This window comes from Nocardia cyriacigeorgica NBRC 100375, assembly GCF_000308555.1.
Classification (GTDB): Bacteria; Actinomycetota; Actinomycetes; order Mycobacteriales; family Mycobacteriaceae; genus Nocardia; species Nocardia cyriacigeorgica.
On record NZ_BAFY01000125.1, the window covers coordinates 13968 to 32644 of the forward strand.

Below are 18677 nucleotides of genomic sequence, written 5' to 3' on the forward strand. Positions count from 1 at the left end.
TTGTTTGCGGAACGCTGGAATCACCCAGGTAGAGGACAAATTTCGCGCTGGCACGCTAAGGTGCCAATTGTTCTCAACCTGCGGCGCAGCCTTCGTCGCCGTGATGCGCAGTGTTGCATTTAATGCAATTCATCCCAAAAATCCTGCTACAGCCCGAGTTTGGTGACGGCGTTGTCCTCCAGGGGATTTGCGGTGCGGATGTAGCGGTGCACGGTGCGGGGGTTGGACCAGCGGCCTTGGCGCATGATTTCGCGGTCGGCGGCGCCGCCGAGAGCGGCTTGGGTGGCGAAGCCGGCGCGCAGGGAATGGCCGGAGAACAGGGCGGGGTCGAGGCCCGCGCGGGCGGCGTAGCGTTTGACGAGTTCGGCGACGGCTCGGCCGGAGATCGGGGTGGTGCCGATGCCGCCGTGGCGGGTGATGGCGGGGAAGAGGGGTTGGTCGGCGGGCAGGGTCGCCGGGATGCCGGTGAAGCTGTGGCAGCGGTGGATGTTCGGGTCGGGGGTGGCGAGGTGTTCGCTTGGGTGGCCGGGTGCGGTGGGGTGCAGCGTGAGCAGCGCGATCCAGTCGGCGAAGGCGCAGACGGGGCAGGTGTGTGGGCGGGTGCCGCGGGGGAGGGCGACGCGTTGTTCGGTGATGCCGGTGGGGTCGGTTTTGGTGGTGGGCAGGTGGATGAGCAGGACGGGTTCGCCGGTGCTGTGGTCCTGGCCGACCTGCACGTCGCCGACGCGGAGTGCGGCGAGTTCGCTGCGGCGCAGGGCGCCGGCGAATCCGATGAGCAGGGCGAGGGTGTCGCGGCGGCGTGCGGGTTCGGTGGCCCGGCCGGGCTCGGGTAGTCCGTCGAGGAGTTGTTCGAGGGTGTGTAGCAGGATCGGGCGTTTGCGGACCGGCCGGGCGCGGCGGGTGCGGCGGATGCCGCGGAGGGTGAGCCGCACGACGTCGGAGCGGGTGGGTGAGGGTAGGCCGTTGGCGGCGTGCACGGCTGCGATGGCGGCGGATTTGCGCTCGAGGGTGGCGGGGGCGAAGGCGTGTGCGCCGTCGTCGGTTCGGGCGTCGGCGGCGGCTGCGAGGTAGACGGCGACGTCGAGGGCGTCGGCGGGCAGTGCTTGTCTGCCTTCGGCGGCGCACCAGGCCGACCAGGCGATCCAGTCGGTGCGGTAGGCGCGCACGGTGTTCGCCGATTGTGAGGCTTCGAGGTATCGGCCGAGGGCGGCGGCTTGGTCGTCGGCGAAGCGCTGCCGCACTTCGCGTAGTGCCGCGGTGTCGACGAGGACGCTGCGGACCCCGCGGTGCAGTTGCGCGCGGACCGGATCGGGGATGGCGATGTCACGCTGCTGGTGTGCGGGCGAGTCCGCGGTCATCTGTGCCCTCCGGTTCGGTGCGGTACACGAGGGAGTCGTGTTCTGCCCGAATCTATCCGGTGCGTGCCGGTCGGTGCCGTGATGCCGGGCGAGCGTGCCGGATCTTCGGGGCCTTGTCGGTCGTTGCGCTCGGCGCTGTCGCCGTTCCGGGTCATCGGCTGCTCGGCCGGGATTCAGGGGTCCCAGCGCGGTTCGGGACCCCTGATCGGTCAGGGCTCGAGATCGATGACGGCGCGGCCGCTGCCGATGTCGAGGGGTACCGAGACCTGGTCGTGGGCGATCAGCCAGGTGCGGTCGATTCTGCGCATGCCGTAGGTGACGCGCACCCACATTCCGGGTGTGGTGGTGCCGTCGGCGAGGGTGCCGCGCAGGCGGGCGAAGGCGTGGCCGAAGGCGAGGTCACCGGAGGCGGTGATGGTGAGATCGCGGATGTCGTAGGTGAGGGTGTCGAAGACCTGGAACACGCGTGCCCAGTTGTCGAGCTTCGCCGCGATTCCCGCGTGTTGCAGCGGCGGTTCGATGTCGAAGGACACGACGTCGGTGGTGTAGAGCTGTTCGAGGGCGTCGAGGTCTTTGGCTTGAAGTGCTTCGATCACCTTCTCGATCTGCCGGCGGATCTCGGTGTGGTCGGTGGTGCGGTGGAGTTCGGTGGATGCGGCCATGTTCGGCTCCTCAGGCCTGGACGAGGGTGTTGTCGGCTGGCGTGCGCAGCGGTGCGAGTGCTGCGCTCCAGGCGATGAGCTGGTCCAGGGTTTTGTGCAGGGCCTCGGTGTGCTGGTCGCGGGGTGTGAAGGTGGTGTGGTCGGCGAAATCGGTGAGCAGCGAGATCGCGACCTGGTAGCCGACGTCGGCCATGCCGAGGGTGCCGCAGACCGTGCGCAGTTGAACCACGGCGCGGGCGCCGCCGTTGACGCCGTAGGAGACGAACCCGACGGCCTTGTTCGCCCATTCGGTGCACAGGTGGTCGATGGCGTTCTTCAGCACTCCCGGGACGCCGCCGTTGTATTCGGGGGTCACGATGAGGTAGCCGTCGAACGGGGCGATCCGTTCGGCCCAGGCGCGAGTGTGTTCGTGTGGGGACGGGCCGAACATCGGTGGTGCGGGTTCGTCGAGGTGGGGCAGTGGGTGCTCGCGCAGGTCGATCAGGTCGAACTCGGCGTCGCCGCGTCGGGTCGCGGTGTCGAGGACCCATTGGGCGACCTGCGGGCCGTTGCGGTTGGGCCGGGTGCTGCCGAGGATGATGCCGATCGTGGTCATGGCCTGGTCTCCTGGTGTGTGGGAACGGTGTCGACATTCCCGACGACGCAGCTGCCGGGAATGTCAGGCCGCCTCACATACCGGGGCGCTGATTCGTCGGTAGTGGTAGGTACCCGCAGATCTGGAGGAGCCGAGGATGACCGACCCGCAGCTGCCCGAGGTGATCGCCGAACGCCGTCAGCTGATCAATCTCGCCTACCGGCTGCTCGGCTCGCTGGCCGAGGCCGAGGATGTGGTGCAGGAAACGTTCACGCGCTGGTATGGGCTGTCGGAGCGGCAGCGGGCGGAGGTGGCGGCGCCGGGTGCGTGGTTGACGACGGTGGCGAGCCGGATCTGTTTGGATGTGCTCGGTTCGGCGCGTGCCAGGCGGGAACGGTATGTGGGTGAGTGGATTCCGGAGCCGGTGCCTGGTCGTTCGGAGTGGCGGGGCCGGCCGGGCGCTGCTGATCCCGCGGATCAGGTCACGCTCGACGAGTCGATCAGTATGGCCTTTCTGGTGGTGCTGGATTCCATGACGCCGGCCGAGCGGGTGGCGTTCGTGCTGCACGATGTGTTCCGTTATTCGTTTGCCGAGGTGGCCGAGGTAGTCGGGCGTTCGCCTGCGGCCTGCCGTCAGCTCGCCTGTAGTGCGCGCCGGCGCATCGATACGTCGCGGCGTCCGTCGGGCGCCGAGCGCGCGGAAGTCATCAGGGATTTCAAACGTGCGTGGGAGGCAAGCGATATCGAGGCTCTGATCGGGTTGCTCGATCCGCAGGCGACGGCGATCGCCGACAGTGGCGGGCGGGTGGTGGCTTTCCGTGAGCCGATCATCGGCGGTGAGCAGATCGCTCGGGCCTGGATGGAGATCGCCGCTCGCGGTGGTGCGGTCACTCTCGTGGAGCGCACGGTCAACGGTCAGCCCGGTCTGGTCGCCGAGCGCGAGGGCACCATCATCTCGGTGTACGCCTTCGACATCGTCGATGGTCGCATCACCCGTATCTGGGTGATCCGGAATCCGGACAAGCTGCGGCCCTGGACCGCGGGCTGACCTGTCCCGGCGCGGCCGTGCCGGGTGGGTGAGCCACGTCACTGGCGGGTGCTGTCAGGAATTCGCGGGCTGTCTCGTTCAGGGTGCACTCGAACAGATAGGAGCGATCCATGAAGCACCGCATCGTCGTCCTCGGGGCCGGTTACGCCGGAGCCTATTGCGCGGGATACCTGGCGCGGAAGCTGCATGCCGACGAGGTGGAGATCACCGTGGTCAATGCCGAGCCCGATTTCGTGGAGCGGTTGCGCCTGCACCAGCTGGCCGCTGGTCATGAGCTTCCGCGTCGGCCGCTGAGTGCGGTGTTCGCCGGCACCGGCATCGTGTTGTGCACGGCGCGGGTGACCGCCCTCGACGCCGAGCACCGCACCGTCACGGTGGCTGACGGTGCGGGCGTGGACCGGATCGGCTACGACACTCTGGTGTACACACTGGGGAGCGCGGGCGCCGACCATGGTGTCGCCGGGGTCGCCGAGTATGCCTTCGATGTGGCTGCGCGGCCGTCGGCGCTGCGGTTGCGTGCCCGCCTGGATGAGCTGGACGGGTCGGGGAAGGTGGTGGTGGTCGGCGGGAACCTGACCGCGATCGAGGCGGTCACGGAGATCGCCGAAGCTCGTCCGGGTCTCGAGGTGAGTCTGGTGACCAGCGGCGAACTCGGCGGCTGGCTGGGTCCGAAGGCGCGCCGGCATGTGTTGCGCGCGTTCGACCGGTTCGGGATCTCGATTCATGAGCACACCGCCGTCGAGAGTGTCGATGAGACCGCGGTGGTCGCCGCCGACGGCCGGGTTTTCGCCTCTGATGCGACGGTGTGGGCGGCGGGTTTCGCCGTGCCCGCGATCGCCGGCGACGGTGGTCTCGCGGTGCAGGCCGATGGCCGGATCACGGTGGACCGGCAGATGCGGTCGGTGTCGCATCCGGATGTCTATGCTGCCGGCGACAGTGTGTTCGTCATCGGTGACAACGGCCGTCCGTTGCCGATGTCGTGTGCGTCGGCGGGTTTCACCGGCATGCAGGCGGTCTCGGCGATTGTCGGGGATCTGACCGGGCGACAGGTGAAGGCGACCGCGCTCAGTTATGTGGGCAACCACATCAGCCTCGGTCGCAACGACGCGGTCTACCAGTTGGTCGATGGTGCGGCTCGCTCGAAGCCGGGTGCGCTGTGCGGGCGTGCGGCGGTGGCGGTGAAGTCGTCGATCGTGGCGGTCAGCGGGTGGGCCATCAGCCGTCCGACGTTCGGAATGCCGAGCCGCCGATACCGATTGACCGCTGCCGGACGGCGTTCGCCCGAGGTGGCGGTCGCTTAGGGTCGTCGGTATGGACACTGCCACCGTGGAGCGTTTCGAGGCCAGCCGGAACCGGCTGGCCTGCCTCGCCTACCGTCTGCTCGGCTCGGCCGCCGATGCCGAGGACACGGTGCAGGATGCGTTTCTGCGGTGGCAGGCCGCCGATCACGACTATGTCGAGGTGCCGGAGGCGTGGTTGACCAAGATCGTCACCAATCTGGCGCTGGATCGGCTGCGTTCGGCGAAGGTTCGGCGTGAGCGGACGGTCGGTGCCTGGATGCCGGAGCCGTTGCTGGACGGTGATCCGATGCTCGGTCCGGCCGACGCGGTGGAGCAGCGTGAGTCGGTGACGTTGGCGATGATGACGTTGATGGAGCGGCTCACGCCGGTCGAGCGGGCGGTGTATGTGCTGCGGGAGGCGTTCTCCTACAGCCACGCCGAGATCGCGGAGATTTTGGAGATCTCGGAGTCGGCGAGTCAGCAGCACGTTCATCGGGCCCGCCGACGCATCGCCGCCGAGCGCACGCCCGCGGCTGTCGACGCTGCCTCGGCGCGGCGGGTCGTCGAGGCGTTCGTGGCCGCGGCGTCGTCGGGGCGAACCGATCAGCTGGTGCGGTTGCTGACCGCCGATGCCACCGCGGTCTCCGACGGCGCCGGTGGCACGGCGACGACGTTGATTCGGCACACGACCCGGGAGCGGGTCGCCGATGCCGTGCGGGCCGGTTTGCGGCCGACCGCGGCCAAGCGGCGGCTGGTCGGCGGTTCGCCGTCGATTCATGCGGCCGTCGTCAACGGCAGTCCGGCGATGCTGTTCGTCCTCGACGACCGGGTGTTGGGTGTCGCGGTGCTCGAGGTGCGTGACGGCAGGATCGCGGCCGTGCGCGGCATCGCCGCCCCGCATCGCATCGCGCGTCTCGCCGAGCAGTGGCGAGGGCGTGAGCATGATGTGCCGGTGCTCGAATCCTGGTAGTGCGCCGGCTGATCGGTGGCGAGGTTTGCGCATGTCGGCGCCTTCGCTGCCGCCTCTTACCCACTGAGTTAGTGATCTGTCTCACACGATGTCAGGATGGCGGTCCTGGCGGTGTCTCGTGCTCGAGTCCCACAGAGCGAAGGAGACATCATGAGCAACACCATCGACGTCGTCGTGATCGGCGGCGGATACGCCGGAGTGATGGCGGCCAACCGGATGACCCAGCGCGCCGATGTGACCGTCACCGTGATCAACCCGCGTCCGGTGTTCGTTCCGCGGTTGCGGCTGCATCAGCTGGTGGGCGGGACCCATGAGGCGGTGGTCGACTACAGCGAGGTCCTCGCCGACGGGGTGCGGCTGGTCGTGGACAGCGTGGACCACATCGATGCGGTGGGCCGCAGCGTGCGGCTCACCGGCGGCACCACCATCGGCTACGACTATCTGATCTACGCGGTGGGCAGTGGCAGCGCGGACCCGCAGGTGCCGGGAGTGGCGGAATTCGCTTATCCGATCGCGACATTGGAGGCTGCGCGGCGGCTGCGGTCGGTGCTGTTCGATGCGCCGATGACGGCGGCGGTGACCGTGGTCGGCGGTGGTCCGACCGGCATCGAAACCGCCGCGGAACTGGCCGAGCGGGGTCGCTCGGTGACGTTGGTGTGCGGCGGGCTGCTCGGCCCCTACCTGCACCCGAGCGCGCGGCGCACCGCCCGCAAATATCTGGCGAAGCTGGGAGTCAGCGTGCTCGAAGGCGCCGACAGCGCGGTGACGGCGGTGCGTGCGGATGCGGTGCGGTTGCGTGACGGACGGACGGTGCCGAGCCGGGTGACCATCTGGGCGGTGGGCTTCGGGGTGCCGGATCTGGCCGAGCGCAGCGGGCTGCGGACCGACAGCGCCGGGCGTCTGCTGATCGATGAGACGTTGACCAGTGTCGATGACGAGCGGATCGTGGCTGCCGGTGACAGCTCGGCGCCCTCGGGCCTGCCGTTCCGGATGAGTGCCTACGCCGCCGGTTGCCTCGGCGCCCATGCGGCCGACACCGTGCTGCGGCGGATCGCAGGCGAGGAGCCGGAACCGGTCGACTTGGCGTTCCCGGCGATGTGCATCAGTTTCGGTCGCCGCGCCGGGATCTTCCAGCTCGGCCACAAGGACGATACGGCGATGCGGCTGTATTTCACCGGCCCCGTGGGTAAGGCGCTCAAGGAGTTCTCCTGCCGAGCCAGCGTCAAACATCTGGTGACCGAGGCGCGCAAGCCCGGCTCGCATCATTGGCCCAGCGACGGCAAACGCCGCCCGACGCTGTTGCAGGCCTTGCCCGATGCGGCCGCCGCACCCATCGCCTGACCTCCGCTCCGGCGGTGGCAATCGCTCGGCAAGCGGCGCACCGATGCCGCCACCTGCTCGATGCCACCGCCACGATCGGCGAGAATGCCAGGCCGGCACAGGGGAGAGGACCTCATGGATACACCAGGTGAACGCGGCGAGCACACCGACAGCGCCGACCACGCGACCGTCGATGCGACCCAGACCTTCGTCCGGCACCGCAACCTGCTGTTCACCGTCGCCTACGAGATGCTCGGTTCGGCAGCCGACGCCGAGGATGTGCTGCAGGAAACCTGGTTGCGGTGGGTGAAGGTCGATTTGACGCGGGTCGGCGACCAGCGCGCCTACCTGGTGCGGATCACGACTCGGCAAGCGCTCAACCGGCTGCGTTCGCTGAAGCGGCGCCGGGAGTCCTACGTCGGTTCGTGGCTGCCGGAGCCGTTGCTGACCGCGCCGGAAGCGGCGGCCGACGGCGAACTCGCCGAGAGCGTGTCGATGGCGTTGATGCTCGTGCTCGAGACGTTGACACCGACCGAACGGGCGGTGTTCGTGCTCCGGGAGGCATTCGGCTTCGGCTATGACGACATCGCGGCCGCGGTGGACAAGACCCCGGCCGCGGTGCATCAGATCGCCCACCGCGCACGCCGCCATGTGCAGGCGCGCCGCCCGCGGCGCACCGTCACCGCCGACCAGGCGCAGGCGGCGGTGCGGGCGTTCCAGCAGGCCCTCGAGACCCGGGATCTGCGGGGGCTGCTGGATGTGCTGGCTCCGGATGTGGTGGCCATCAGCGATGGCGGCGGTATCAAGCAGGCCTCGCCGCGGCCGGTCGTCGGTGCGGACAAGGTGGCGCGTTTCATCGTCGGCGGCCTCACCAAACACGATGTGGTGCTCACGGTCGAGGCGACGGTGGTCAACGCCGGGCCTGCGCTGGCGCTGTATGTCGATGGGGCGCTCGACGGCGTGATCGTGACCCACGTCGCCGACGGCCGCATCAGCGGCCTCTACTACGTCCGCAACCCGCAGAAGCTCACTCACCTCGATTCCGAGACGCCGCTGACCTTGCGATGAGGTCGGCGGCAGTCGTTCCCGTCGAGTCTTCGGGGAGTTGTCAACTCCGCTCAGGCGCGTTCCCCGATGGTCGCGGCCGTCGGGGTCAGTCCTCGCGGGCGGCGGGTCCGAAGATGGCGTCGATGACGAGCGCGATCTGGGCGACGGCGCGTTCGATCGTGCCGGTGGGCTGGAACAGGTGGCTCAAGGCCAACCGGACGACGGCTTCGACTCTGCTGCCGAGTTCGTCATCCGATAGGGCCGGCAGCTCGTACCGGGTGCGTACCACGGTGGTGAGGGCGCCGGCGGCGCGGCCGAGGACGGGTTCGGGCTCGGTCATCAGGGTGGGCAGCAGACTGGTGTCGGCGCTGGAGCGGCCGGCCAGTACCGCTTTGAGCAGGGTGTTCTCGGCGGCGGTGCGCAGGGTGAAGTCGACAGCGGCGGTGAGTGCGGCCCGGATGTCGTCGGGATGGGCGGCGATGGTGTCGGTGATGCCCGCGAGGAAGGTGTCGAGTTCGTTGCCGATGACGGCGTCGGCGAGGTCGTGTTTGGTGCCGATCTCCTTGTAGAGCACGGGCCTGCTCACGCCCACTTCTTTGGCGACGCGCGACATGTTGACCGCGCCCCAGCCCTCGGTGCAGACCAGCTGGCGGGCGGTGTCGATGACGCGGGCGCGCAGCAATTGGCGCATCTCGCTCTGAAAGTTCGGCGCTTGAGCCACGACAGCCATCGTACATCACAGCCGATTCCGTCCATCCGTTGACAATCCGTCCTCATGTGTTTCTAATGAATACACATCACGTGAAAGTGTAAACGAGCCTGGTCCGGTCGCTGCCGATGTCGATGAGGGCAGCAGCGACACCCGCGGACCGATCCCGCTCACCGATCCGAGGAGAACGACGATGACGAGCTCACCCCTGGGCCGCCATGCCGCGGCGGCCACCCCGCCGTGGCGGGACCGCAAGCGCTACCTGTGGTTGTTCGGGCTGATCCCGCCGACCGCGCTCGGGTTGGCAGCCGCGCTGGTGTGGGTGTTCAACCAGCTGGGCTGGCAGCAGGTGGCGCCGGTGTGGTGGTGGATCGGGCCGCTGCTGTTGTATGTGCTGCTGCCAATCCTCGACCGCTTCTTCGGCCCCGACGGGCAGAACCCGCCCGAGGAAGTGATGGAGCAGCTCGAACACGATCGCTACTACCGCTACTGCGTCTACGCCTACATCCCGTTCCAGCTGGCCAGCCTGGTGTTCGCGGCCTACCTGTGGACGGCGACGGACCTGTCGTGGCTCGGCATCGACGGCGGCCTCGGCCTGTGGTCGAAGATCGGGGTCGCGTTGAGCATCGGTGTGATGGGCGGTGTCGGCATCAACACCGCACACGAACTGGGCCACAAGAAGGACGAACTGGAGCGGTGGCTATCGAAGATCACCCTCGCCCAAACCGGCTACGGCCACTTCTACATCGAGCACAACCGCGGCCACCACGTGCGGGTGGCCACCCCGGAAGATCCGGCCAGCTCCCGGTTCGGCGAATCGTTCTGGGCGTTCCTGCCGCGCAGCGTCTGGGGCAGCCTGCGCTCGGCGTGGGCGCTGGAACGCACCCGGCTGCAGCGGATGGGCAAGGGGCCGTGGACACTTCGCAACGACGTGCTCAACGCCTGGTTGATGACGGTGGTGCTGTGGGCCGGATTGGTCGCGGCATTCGGTCCGGCGGTGCTGCCGTTCCTGGTGATCCAGGCGGTGTACGGGTTCTCGCTGCTGGAGACGGTGAACTATCTCGAGCATTACGGGCTGCTGCGTCAGCGCACCCCGGCCGGGCGGTACGAGCGATGCACCCCCGAACACAGCTGGAACTCCGATCACATCGTCACCAACATCTTCCTGTACCACCTGCAACGTCACAGCGACCACCACGCGAATCCGACGCGCCGCTACCAGATCCTGCGCAGCATGGACGGCGCGCCCAACCTGCCCAGCGGCTACGCCAGCATGATCTCGCTGGCCTACTTCCCGCCGCTGTGGCGCAAGGTCATGGACCACCGTGTGCTCGACCACTACGACGGCGACATCACCCGCGTCAACATCCAGCCCGCCGCACGGGACCGGGTGCTGGCCCGGTACAAGGTGGCGTGATGGCCGTCTACCGCTGCCCGGTGTGCGACTACCGCTACCACGAATCGGCCGGCGCCCCCCGCGAAGGCTTCCCGGCAGGTACCCCGTGGTCGGCGATCCCCGACGACTGGTCCTGCCCCGATTGCGGCGTCCGCGACAAGCCCGACTTCCAGCCCGTTTCCACCGACAGGAGCATGTCATGAGCACCGACTACAAGCTGTTCCGTTGCCTGCAGTGCGGATTCGAATACGACGAAGCCCTCGGTTGGCCCGAGGACGGTATCGCCGCGGGCACCCGCTGGGACGACATCCCCGACGACTGGTCCTGCCCGGATTGCGGTGCCGCGAAAGCCGATTTCGACATGGTCGAGGTCAGCCGCGCATGAGTGCCCGGATCGTCATCGTCGGCGCCGGTGTCGCGGGCGCTACCGCCGCGAAGACCCTGCGCCGAGAAGGCTACACCGGCCAGATCGTGCTCCTCGGCGGTGAACCGACGCTGCCGTACCGGCGGCCGGCGGTGTCGAAGGACGTGCTCGCCGGTACCGCTGTCGCTGCTCGGCTGCTCATCGATGCCGCCGACAGCTGGCGCGCCGCCGACATCGATATCCGTCCCGGGACCTGGGTGGACCGGATCGAACCGGACCGCCACCGGGTGTGGCTGGCCGACGGCACACCCCTCGACTACGACCGGCTCCTGCTCGCCACCGGCGCGCGGGCCCGCACACTGGCCGGTCAGCACCCGGCGGCGCGGACGATGCGGTCGATCGCCGACGCCGACGCCCTGCGCGCGCTGCTGTTCGACGGCGGTTCGCTGCTGGTGGTGGGTGCGGGGCTGATCGGCTGCGAGGTCGCGGCGACCGCACGGGGACTCGGCGTGGCGGTGACGGTGGTGCACGCCGCGTCCAGCCCGCTCGAACGGGTCGTGCCGGCGGTCCTCGGCGAGCACATGCACCGCCTGCACACCGGCCACGGTGTCGCCATCCACAACAACGTCACCCTCGACCGGCTCGACCACACCGACAGCGCCGTGACCGCCACCGCGACCCACGGCCGCCGGTGGACGGCGTCAGCGGTGCTGGTGGCCATCGGTTCGGTGCCCGATACAGGTCTGGCCGAGGCCGCTGGTGTGGCGGTCGACAACGGCATCCGCGTCGACGAGCACTACCGCACCTCGATTCCTGGCATCTACGCCGCAGGCGATGTCGCCCACCGCTACGTCCCCGACATCGGCGGTTTCGAGCGCAGCGAGCACTGGAACAGCGCCCAAGCCCAGGGCGCCGCCGCGGCACGTGCGATGCTCGACATCACGCCCGCCGAGCCGGAGGTGCCCTTCGGCTGGTCCACCCAGTACGGGGTGAATCTGCAGTTCGCGGGACGCATCGGCGCCGACGATGAACTCGTCGTCCGCAGGGCGGGCACCGAAACGCCTGCGGTGCTGGCGTTTCGGGCCGGTCGGCTCGTCGGTGCGGCAGGCATCGACTGTCCCGGTGACCTGCGCATCGCACGCCGCCTCATCGCCGACCGCGCCCACCTCGACCCGCAGCTCTGCGCGCAGGGGCCACTCGAATCCGCGGTGCGCGACGGGGAGTCCGTGCGGGTGCGGTGAAAGCGGCTGTCAAGTCGAACACTTGCTGACGCCCTGGGGCACCGCCGAGCCGGAGTTGTCGTTGGAGGCCGAACCCGTCTTCCCCGACCAGCCCTTCTCGACCCGCCTCGACGACGGCACCTACCTCGACGTCCTCGCCGCGGTCTCGGTATCGGACGGGCCGGGGGTCACGACCTTCGTTCGGCGCTCGGCGATACAGGCATGAAACACACGCCGGTCGAGGTGCTCGTGCGGTGGGGGGCGAGCGGATCTGCGCCGCAGTGCAACGCAGATCACGCATCGGGTTGCCCGTGGGTGCGAGGCTCTGCCGGGCGATGCGGGCCACTGATCAGACGGGCAGCCGATCAGTGGCGCCGGGCGGTGATGTTGAACATCCAGCTGATCCCGAATCGGTCCACCAGTGAGCCCGCCTCATCTCCCCATACCTGCGTGTCGAGCGGCAACGTGACGGTGCCGCCGGCGGACAGTTTCTCGAAGTAGTCGCGGAGTTCTCCGTCGTCGCCATCGAGGAAGACCGCGACGTTGTTGCCCGGCCGATACGGTGGGTGTCCGGGCCTGTCCTCGGGAAAGTCCCAGGCCATCAACGTGTAGCCGGCGGAGGTGTCCAGGCGAGAGTGCATGACCTTGTCAGCGCTCGGGGAGTCCGGTGAACCGAAGTCCGCGACTGTCGAAATCTCCAATGTGCCACCGAAGACCTGCTGGTAGAACTCCATCGCCTCGCGCGCGTTGCCATGGAACGTGATGCACGGATTGACCTGAGACCCCACGTGAACACTCCTTGGTGAACTGGCCGATCGGGCTGTCCGAGGGCCGTCACTCGAGGATGCCGACTAATCACGTCACCCTCTGTCGTGTTTCGTAAAAAAACTTGTCCAGCGCGAGTGCCCGGTGTCGAACAGGTGCAGTTCGGCGTCGGGGAAGCGACCTTCGCGCGCACGACACCGTCTTCGTCGAGGGCGTGGGCACCTACGTGGAGTCGGATTTCCCAGCAATTCGTCGCCGCGATCGGGGACTGGGCGCGCTCCAGTACGCGAGCCGATCGCGCCGGTGCGCACCGATCCGGCCGAGTGGGCCGTGGTGCTGCCCGCTCCCGCCCGGAAAACCTGTTGGCGGACAACCGAGACCACTGCTATCTTTCCTGAGCCGTGCCAGAGACCGAGGAGGTGGTACCCCGTGAACGCAGTATCGACGTGGGTGCTCCTGTTCGGGGTCACGGTCGGGCGATAGGTCGTCCGGGAGCGCCGCTCTACGAGCACTCCCGAAAGGCCCTTTCGTGCACTTTCTGACCGAACAGCGCCTCGACGACGACATCGTCGAGCGCACCTTCACCCTCGATGAGATCCCCGGCATCCTGTGGACACCGGGTTCTGTTTCGGCGCCGGCTCCGCTGATCCTGCTCGGGCATCCCGGCGGACTGCCGGCGATGTATCCGCGACTGCTTGCCCGGGCTCGGCACGCCGTGACGCATGGCTATGTCGCGGCCACCATCGAGCTGCCCTGGAGCGGTGACCGGCCCCCGTCGCCGACCGCCGACCAGGCCCGCGCCGACCTTCGCCGGGCAATACAGGCCGGCGAGCCCGTCGCCGACGACATCGTCGATCGCCTCATCCTGCCCCTGGTCGATCGCGCGGTCCCGGAGTGGCGGGCGGCTGTGGACGCCCTTGCCGCGCTCCCCGAGATCGGCGGCCCGGTCGGATATTCCGGCGGAGTGATCTCCGTGGGCACCCGGCTGGCCGTGGTCGAGCCACGGATCACCGCCGCGGTGCTCTACGCCGGAAGTTACGTCCCCCGCGCCATCCTCGACGAGGCCCGGCAGGTCACCATCCCGCTGCACGTGCTGCTGCAATGGGACGACGAGGGAAACGACCGGCAGATGGCGCTGGACCTGTTCGACGCCTTCGCCTCCACCGAGAAGACCCTGCACGCCAACATGGGCGGACACACCGGTGTCCCGGTCTATGCCCAAGATGAGGCGAATCGGTTCTTCGCTCGGCACCTGAGGTGAGGCCGAGGCGTCGGGGCGGCAACCGCCGGTAAGCCGTCCGGTCACCGCTATCGGGGGCAGGCCGCCGGTCCTCGATGGCGGTGAATCCGGCCGCGGCATGGGGCGCGCCCACCATTATGTGGGACGAACGTACCAGCGACCCCAGTTTTCGTCTCGGCCGTCGATGCGGGATCTCATGCGGGTGGCACCCATCGGCCGGCTCGCTTCCGCTGTCGACCGCCTTCGTTCTGGCCGCCGATAATGTTCACTTATCGGAGGTCAGAACACGGGCGCGTCGCCATCGAATTCGCAGGCGTTCTTCAGATTTCGTTTCGTGTTATTACGTAACAGCCAACGAAACAAACGCTACGATTTGCGGGTGGCGAACGTATGCAACTTCCCGGGCTGTGCGCGACCGATCACCAAGGGCGGGGGACCGGGGCGACCGTCGGAATACTGCGACCTTCCCGAACACACGCGGTGGCGGGCATGGCGGGAACGTCAACGGCAACAACAAGAGTCGATAACCCCGGCGGGTTCCGTCACTGTGACGCAGCCTGGTCCGGCGACGGCGGCCCGCGTGCGCGCCGATGAGCTGCTCGAACAATTCCGTGGCCTGGCACAACAATTGGGCACCACCCTCAACGCCGCGGTCGCCGAACTCGCCACGCTCGCCGACCCGTCGGTGGCCGAAGCGCAGATCCAGCAGATCCAAGCCGACGCCGCCCGCCGCATCGCCGAAGCCGAGGTGGCCGCCGCCGACGCCGAACAGGCCCGCCGCACCGCCGACGAGCACCGAATGCGCGCCGAAGAAGCCGCCGAAGACGCCGCCGCGGCAGCCGAAGCCGCGGAACAACGCATCGCCGGCGCCGAAGCCGACGCCGCTCGAGCACGCACCGACCGCGACGAAGCGCTGCGCGAAGTCGAAGCGGTCACCGCACAGGCCGCCGCCGACGTCTTCGCCGCCCGCAGCGCCGCCGACGCCGACATCCGCGCCATCCGTCAGCAATGCGCCGACGACATCGAACGGCTACGCGAACAAACCCGCGAAGACATCGAGCGAGTGCGCACCGCCGCCGCCACCGAAATCGAACAGATCCGCCGCGCCGCCACCCAACAGGTCACCGCCGCAGGTGCCGAACGCGACCTTGCCGTCCAACGCGCCGCCGATGCCGAACGCGCCATCGACCGCGCCGAACGCACGGCCGCCGAACGCGCGCACACCATCCAGGAGACCCGCGCCGAACTCGACCGAGTCCGCGCCGAATTGGGTCAGGTCCGCACCGAACTCGCCGACACCCGCCGCACCGCCGCCACCGACCTCGCTGCAGCCCGGGCAGAAGCGGCCGCCGCACTCGACAAGGCCCACGCCGACGCAGCACAACGCATCGCCGCCCTCGACGACGCCCGCGCCCAAACCCTGGCCCGCGCCGAACGCGCCGAACGTCAACTCGACACACTGCTCGAATCCACGACCAAGACATCGGACGCCACATGAGGGGCCCGGCGCACCTCTACGAACCGCACGGGCAGCTCCAGGTAGGCGAGGTCCGCCCATGACCGCCGGGTCGTGGGCCGAGAACGTTAGCGGGGCCGTGGATCTGTCGGCGTGGTGCCCCGCCGATGCGCGGGTACCTCAGACGAAGCGATGACCGCCGTCGACGTGCAGGACGGTCGCGGTGATGAACCGATTACGCATGACGGCGAGAAATGCCTTGACGATGTCGTCGGCGACACCGATACGCCGCGCCGGAAGTCGCTGCGCCATATCGGTGAAGGCTTCCTGGGTGTCCACGCCGAGCTGGTTCCAGATGGGGGTGTCGACCCAGCCGGGCGATACGACATTCACTCGTATCGGCGCTATTTCGATGGCCAGTCCAGCCGCCAGGGATGCCAGGGCGCCGTTCGCTGCGGCCATGATCGTGTTCGACCCGTTGGGTCGGTAGGCGTTGATCCCCGAGGTGAACGTGAGCGATTCGGTCACCGTGCCGACGGCGTATTTACCGACGAGCCATGCACCCAGCAGCTTGGTGTTCAGCACGGAACGGGCAGTGTCTGTGGCGAGCCGAGCAGTCGGGCCGTACACCCCGGTGGCATCGGCGGCGGTGACGACCACGTGGTCCACCGGCCGGTCCCCGGAGAACAGGCCGGCGACGTCGTCCGCACGGCTGATGTCGGCGCGTCTGCTGTGCACCTGGCCGTGTCCGGCGTGCTCGAGCACCGCACGCGCCGCGGCGAGCCGATCGGCGGATCGGCCGACGAGGATGACGTCCTCGCCTTCGCCGACAAGGGCATGCGCCAGCGCCAACCCCATTCCCGACCCTCCTCCGATGATCACTGTTGCAGTCATGGATTCGACCCTGCGCCGGCGCGCAGAACCCGGGAAGGCCGCGCGGTTCCTGGGTGTGACACGGCCACCACGACGGGGTGGGCAACTGGCACACTCGAGGTGTGAATGCGTTGGCGGAGTTCCTGCGGGCCCGGCGCGGGTCGATCGGTCCCGGCGAGGTGGGCTTGCCGATCGGGCCGCGGAACCGGCGAACTCCGGGGCTCCGGCGGGAGGAACTGGCAGCGTTGGCCGGGGTGAGCATGGATTACTACACCCGCATCGAGCAGGGCCGCGAAACCGCCCCCAGCGACGCCGTCCTCGGCGCCTTGGCGCGGGCGTTGCGGCTGACCGATGACGAGCACGCGCACTTGCTTGCCCTCGCCGACCGGACCGCTGGTCGCCTGCCCCGCCGGCGCCCCGTCGATGCCAGCCCGTCCCGCCTGGCCTGCGGCTGCTGCTGGATTCGGTGCGCCCCAGCCCGGCCTACGTGCTCAACGAGGTCAACGACGTGGTGGCGGCCAACGTGGAAGGCCTGGCACTGATGCCCGGGCTCGGCGACTGGCAACTCACCCAGCGCAACACGATCCGCTACACCTTCCTGCATGCCGCAGCGCGGACACTGTTCGTCGATTGGGACAGGGTGGCCCGCAACTGTGTCGCGCAGCTGCGCTCGGCGGAACCGGCGTTCCCGGAATCGGTCGCGACCCTGGTGGCGGAGTTATCCGCAGCGAGCACGGAATTCGACGAGCTGTGGCGACAACATCAGGTGTGGGTCAAGCGCGGTGGCGAGACGGCATTCCGCCATCCGCTGATCGGCGAGATCACCCTCGGCAACGATGTCCTTCACCATCTCGGAAGCGGACAACGCGTCCTGCTCTACCAAGCGCCACCGGAATCAGCCGAACACGATGCCCTCGTCCTTCTTTCCATGTCCGCACACAGCGCCGGCGCTCGCTGGTAACGGTCGGCGGGGTCGATCACAGGTCGCCGCGACAGTGGAAACCTCCGCTGCGGCGGTCCGCTGCGACGGCGCAACCGAAAGCGCCGCCCATGCCCGCACCCGCGAGAATTCCGGTCACTAGGCAGGCACCGAGGAGGGCGATCGTGAACAGCATCGCCTCGCCGCTGATGGCCGATAGCGTCAAGGCGGGGGCCAGGTAGAGGGCGGCGACCGGTGAAATCAGGAGAGCGCCGACGATCGCGCCGATGAGGGCCCCGATACACACAGGTGAAGCTTTCACCCTCACAATCTAGCTCGTCTCGGCGACGCGAGCACCGATTCGGAGATCACAGCGCGCGCAGCGTCGGTCGAGGTCGCGGGTGTTGTCGGGGCGCGGCGGTCGCCCGGCGCGCGGTGACAACGCTCCCGGTGGGGCGGCGGGTGGCGGAATCGGAAAGTCAAAGATTTGATCTCGCCGATCACGTCGTCGCTGTGGACAGTGCGAGCGCGGGCGTCACCGGCCAAGCTCGCCCGAGGGGGGCCGGTTGCCGCCACCGATCGTCCCGCAGGACGCGCGGGCCGGTCCGCCGTGCGCTCGGCAGTGCCCACCAATTCCCGCTCGGGGACGCCACAGGGGAGACCGCGCTCGCACCGTTCGCCGGGCGGTGCGGCTTCCAGCAGAGCGGGTGTGGTTCTGTGACCGGGCGCTGACCGGGGGAATGTGGCAATCGTTCGGCAAACGGCGGGGGTTGGCCATATCATGTCGCTATGCCCACCTACGAGGATTCGGGTCCGGTGTCGGTGTTGGGTCGCGGTGTGCGGCAGACGGTCCTGGTTGTCGGCATCTGCTCGGTGCTGCTCGGGGTCGCGATCATGGTGTGGCCGGGCAAGTCGGTGGCGACGCTGGCAGCGGTGGCGGGGATATATCTGTTGGTGACCGCGGTACTGCAGATGACGATCGCATTCGGCTCCGGATTGGGGCGTTTTCCCCGCGTACTGATGTTCCTCGCGGGCACGGTGTCGGCGGTGCTGGGGCTGCTGGCGTTCCGCAGTGGGGATTGGGTGCTGTTGGTGGCGATGTGGCTCGGCATCGGATGGGCCGTGCGCGGAGTCGTGCACGCGATCGCGGCGGTATGGGACGACGACGACACTCCCGGGCGTGGCGCGCAGGAGGTGATCGGGCTGGCGACCTTGATCGCCGGGATCGTCGTGGCGATCGTGCCGTTCGACTCGGCCGACGTCCTGGCCGCCGCAGCCGGTTGCTGCATGATCGCTCTGGGGATCACCGAAATCCTCACCGCCCGTAAAGCTCCCGCCGAGCAGCCGCCCCAGACCCGGCCCGCCGCCGACGCCGAGGCTCCGCCCCGACCTGCCCGACCCAGACCGACGCCCGACACCACCATCGTGATGCCACCCGGCAGCGGACACGCTGTGGGGCGGTGAAACCCCACGCCG

Annotated in this window: 22 protein-coding genes; 15 read left to right on the top strand and 7 right to left on the bottom strand. The window is 68.6% G+C overall.

Features of this window, described 5'->3' with window-relative positions; translation table 11 throughout:
* Positions 1 to 146: 146 nt before the first annotated feature.
* The 3 genes from RJ05_RS11750 to RJ05_RS11760 all read right to left on the bottom strand — a co-directional run bounded on the left by RJ05_RS11750 (position 147) and on the right by RJ05_RS11760 (position 2615).
* A complete protein-coding gene (locus RJ05_RS11750) occupies positions 147 to 1358 on the bottom strand; it encodes a site-specific integrase (RefSeq protein ID WP_036536792.1) in 1212 nt (403 codons plus the stop codon).
* A 209-nt stretch (positions 1359 to 1567) separates the two neighbouring features.
* Positions 1568 to 2020: a YybH family protein gene (locus RJ05_RS11755; protein ID WP_036536795.1), complete on the bottom strand. Its 453-nt coding sequence runs from the start codon at positions 2018 to 2020 to the stop codon at positions 1568 to 1570.
* Between the two features lie 10 nt (positions 2021 to 2030).
* Positions 2031 to 2615 carry an NADPH-dependent FMN reductase gene (locus RJ05_RS11760; RefSeq protein WP_036536797.1) on the bottom strand — a complete coding sequence of 195 codons (585 nt, stop codon included), beginning with the start codon at positions 2613 to 2615 and terminating at the stop codon, positions 2031 to 2033.
* 136 nt (positions 2616 to 2751) lie between these two features.
* On the opposite strand from RJ05_RS11760, the gene sigJ reads away from it, so the two are divergent.
* The 5 genes from sigJ (at position 2752) to RJ05_RS11785 (ending at position 8280) form a co-directional block, all read left to right on the top strand.
* Entirely contained in the window at positions 2752 to 3642 is an 891-nt protein-coding gene (gene sigJ / locus RJ05_RS11765) for an RNA polymerase sigma factor SigJ (protein WP_036536800.1), read from the top strand.
* Positions 3643 to 3752: 110 nt separating this feature from the next.
* Positions 3753 to 4943: an NAD(P)/FAD-dependent oxidoreductase gene (locus RJ05_RS11770; RefSeq protein ID WP_036536803.1), complete on the top strand. Its 1191-nt coding sequence runs from the start codon at positions 3753 to 3755 to the stop codon at positions 4941 to 4943.
* 10 nt (positions 4944 to 4953) lie between these two features.
* Positions 4954 to 5892 (top strand): sigma-70 family RNA polymerase sigma factor, encoded by a 939-nt coding sequence (locus tag RJ05_RS11775; RefSeq protein WP_036536805.1) that lies wholly within the window; start codon positions 4954 to 4956, stop codon positions 5890 to 5892.
* A gap of 150 nt (positions 5893 to 6042) precedes the next feature.
* A complete protein-coding gene (locus tag RJ05_RS11780) occupies positions 6043 to 7233 on the top strand; it encodes an NAD(P)/FAD-dependent oxidoreductase (protein WP_036536809.1) in 1191 nt (396 codons plus the stop codon).
* 114 nt (positions 7234 to 7347) lie between these two features.
* On the top strand, positions 7348 to 8280 hold the full coding sequence (locus RJ05_RS11785) for an RNA polymerase sigma-70 factor (RefSeq protein ID WP_036536812.1): 933 nt from the start codon (positions 7348 to 7350) through the stop codon (positions 8278 to 8280).
* A gap of 85 nt (positions 8281 to 8365) precedes the next feature.
* Here the strand turns inward: RJ05_RS11785 and RJ05_RS11790 are convergent, their stop codons facing one another.
* Entirely contained in the window at positions 8366 to 8980 is a 615-nt protein-coding gene (locus tag RJ05_RS11790) for a TetR/AcrR family transcriptional regulator (RefSeq protein WP_036536841.1), read from the bottom strand.
* Positions 8981 to 9161: 181 nt separating this feature from the next.
* Between RJ05_RS11790 and RJ05_RS11795 the strand changes: the two genes are divergently transcribed.
* From RJ05_RS11795 to RJ05_RS11815, 5 genes are read left to right on the top strand one after another with little or no spacing between them, the layout of a single operon-like run.
* On the top strand, positions 9162 to 10385 hold the full coding sequence (locus RJ05_RS11795; protein ID WP_036536813.1) for an alkane 1-monooxygenase: 1224 nt from the start codon (positions 9162 to 9164) through the stop codon (positions 10383 to 10385).
* Complete coding sequence (locus RJ05_RS11800; RefSeq protein ID WP_036536815.1) at positions 10385 to 10567, top strand: rubredoxin; 183 nt, start codon at positions 10385 to 10387, stop codon at positions 10565 to 10567. Before RJ05_RS11795 ends, RJ05_RS11800 begins: the two co-directional genes overlap by 1 nt.
* The gene (locus RJ05_RS11805; protein ID WP_036536818.1) at positions 10564 to 10749 is read left to right on the top strand and encodes a rubredoxin; all 186 of its coding nucleotides are present in this window, start codon (positions 10564 to 10566) and stop codon (positions 10747 to 10749) included. The genes RJ05_RS11800 and RJ05_RS11805 overlap by 4 nt, the downstream gene beginning before the upstream one ends.
* Entirely contained in the window at positions 10746 to 11969 is a 1224-nt protein-coding gene (locus tag RJ05_RS11810) for an NAD(P)/FAD-dependent oxidoreductase (RefSeq protein ID WP_036536820.1), read from the top strand. The genes RJ05_RS11805 and RJ05_RS11810 overlap by 4 nt, the downstream gene beginning before the upstream one ends.
* Before the next feature lie 22 nt (positions 11970 to 11991).
* Positions 11992 to 12174, top strand: coding sequence for a hypothetical protein (locus RJ05_RS11815; protein WP_036536825.1), 183 nt, complete (start codon positions 11992 to 11994; stop codon positions 12172 to 12174).
* Positions 12175 to 12313: 139 nt separating this feature from the next.
* Here RJ05_RS11815 and RJ05_RS11820 read toward each other — a convergent pair whose 3' ends face one another.
* Positions 12314 to 12736: a VOC family protein gene (locus RJ05_RS11820; RefSeq protein WP_036536827.1), complete on the bottom strand. Its 423-nt coding sequence runs from the start codon at positions 12734 to 12736 to the stop codon at positions 12314 to 12316.
* Positions 12737 to 13242: 506 nt separating this feature from the next.
* On the opposite strand from RJ05_RS11820, the gene RJ05_RS11825 reads away from it, so the two are divergent.
* Together RJ05_RS11825 and RJ05_RS11830 are read left to right on the top strand one after the other, a co-directional pair.
* Positions 13243 to 13974 (top strand): alpha/beta hydrolase, encoded by a 732-nt coding sequence (locus RJ05_RS11825; RefSeq protein ID WP_036536829.1) that lies wholly within the window; start codon positions 13243 to 13245, stop codon positions 13972 to 13974.
* A gap of 526 nt (positions 13975 to 14500) precedes the next feature.
* Complete coding sequence (locus RJ05_RS11830) at positions 14501 to 15451, top strand: coiled-coil domain-containing protein (RefSeq protein ID WP_036536832.1); 951 nt, start codon at positions 14501 to 14503, stop codon at positions 15449 to 15451.
* A gap of 138 nt (positions 15452 to 15589) precedes the next feature.
* On the opposite strand, the gene RJ05_RS11835 is transcribed toward RJ05_RS11830, so the two are convergent.
* A complete protein-coding gene (locus RJ05_RS11835; protein WP_036536835.1) occupies positions 15590 to 16303 on the bottom strand; it encodes an SDR family oxidoreductase in 714 nt (237 codons plus the stop codon).
* A gap of 101 nt (positions 16304 to 16404) precedes the next feature.
* On the opposite strand from RJ05_RS11835, the gene RJ05_RS31910 reads away from it, so the two are divergent.
* Positions 16405 to 16824 carry a helix-turn-helix domain-containing protein gene (locus RJ05_RS31910; protein ID WP_211357640.1) on the top strand — a complete coding sequence of 140 codons (420 nt, stop codon included), beginning with the start codon at positions 16405 to 16407 and terminating at the stop codon, positions 16822 to 16824.
* A complete protein-coding gene (locus RJ05_RS31915; RefSeq protein WP_373365058.1) occupies positions 16728 to 17243 on the top strand; it encodes an MmyB family transcriptional regulator in 516 nt (171 codons plus the stop codon). The genes RJ05_RS31910 and RJ05_RS31915 overlap by 97 nt, the downstream gene beginning before the upstream one ends.
* 16 nt (positions 17244 to 17259) lie before the next feature.
* On the opposite strand, the gene RJ05_RS11845 is transcribed toward RJ05_RS31915, so the two are convergent.
* Positions 17260 to 17523, bottom strand: a complete 264-nt coding sequence (locus RJ05_RS11845; RefSeq protein ID WP_138445686.1) for a hypothetical protein — start codon at positions 17521 to 17523, stop codon at positions 17260 to 17262.
* Positions 17524 to 17990: 467 nt separating this feature from the next.
* Here RJ05_RS11845 and RJ05_RS11850 point away from each other — a divergent pair, with 467 nt between their 5' ends.
* Positions 17991 to 18665, top strand: coding sequence for an HdeD family acid-resistance protein (locus RJ05_RS11850; RefSeq protein ID WP_051016453.1), 675 nt, complete (start codon positions 17991 to 17993; stop codon positions 18663 to 18665).
* Positions 18666 to 18677 lie beyond the last annotated feature (12 nt).

Coding starts and splice junctions, on each gene's coding strand:
- RJ05_RS11750 (WP_036536792.1), bottom strand. CDS start 1,358: ATGACCGCGGACTCGCCCGCACACCAGCAGCGTGACATCGCCATCCCC.
- RJ05_RS11755 (WP_036536795.1), bottom strand. CDS start 2,020: ATGGCCGCATCCACCGAACTCCACCGCACCACCGACCACACCGAGATC.
- RJ05_RS11760 (WP_036536797.1), bottom strand. CDS start 2,615: ATGACCACGATCGGCATCATCCTCGGCAGCACCCGGCCCAACCGCAAC.
- sigJ (WP_036536800.1), top strand. CDS start 2,752: ATGACCGACCCGCAGCTGCCCGAGGTGATCGCCGAACGCCGTCAGCTG.
- RJ05_RS11770 (WP_036536803.1), top strand. CDS start 3,753: ATGAAGCACCGCATCGTCGTCCTCGGGGCCGGTTACGCCGGAGCCTAT.
- RJ05_RS11775 (WP_036536805.1), top strand. CDS start 4,954: ATGGACACTGCCACCGTGGAGCGTTTCGAGGCCAGCCGGAACCGGCTG.
- RJ05_RS11780 (WP_036536809.1), top strand. CDS start 6,043: ATGAGCAACACCATCGACGTCGTCGTGATCGGCGGCGGATACGCCGGA.
- RJ05_RS11785 (WP_036536812.1), top strand. CDS start 7,348: ATGGATACACCAGGTGAACGCGGCGAGCACACCGACAGCGCCGACCAC.
- RJ05_RS11795 (WP_036536813.1), top strand. CDS start 9,162: ATGACGAGCTCACCCCTGGGCCGCCATGCCGCGGCGGCCACCCCGCCG.
- RJ05_RS11800 (WP_036536815.1), top strand. CDS start 10,385: ATGGCCGTCTACCGCTGCCCGGTGTGCGACTACCGCTACCACGAATCG.
- RJ05_RS11805 (WP_036536818.1), top strand. CDS start 10,564: ATGAGCACCGACTACAAGCTGTTCCGTTGCCTGCAGTGCGGATTCGAA.
- RJ05_RS11810 (WP_036536820.1), top strand. CDS start 10,746: ATGAGTGCCCGGATCGTCATCGTCGGCGCCGGTGTCGCGGGCGCTACC.
- RJ05_RS11835 (WP_036536835.1), bottom strand. CDS start 16,303: ATGACTGCAACAGTGATCATCGGAGGAGGGTCGGGAATGGGGTTGGCG.
- RJ05_RS11850 (WP_051016453.1), top strand. CDS start 17,991: ATGCCCACCTACGAGGATTCGGGTCCGGTGTCGGTGTTGGGTCGCGGT.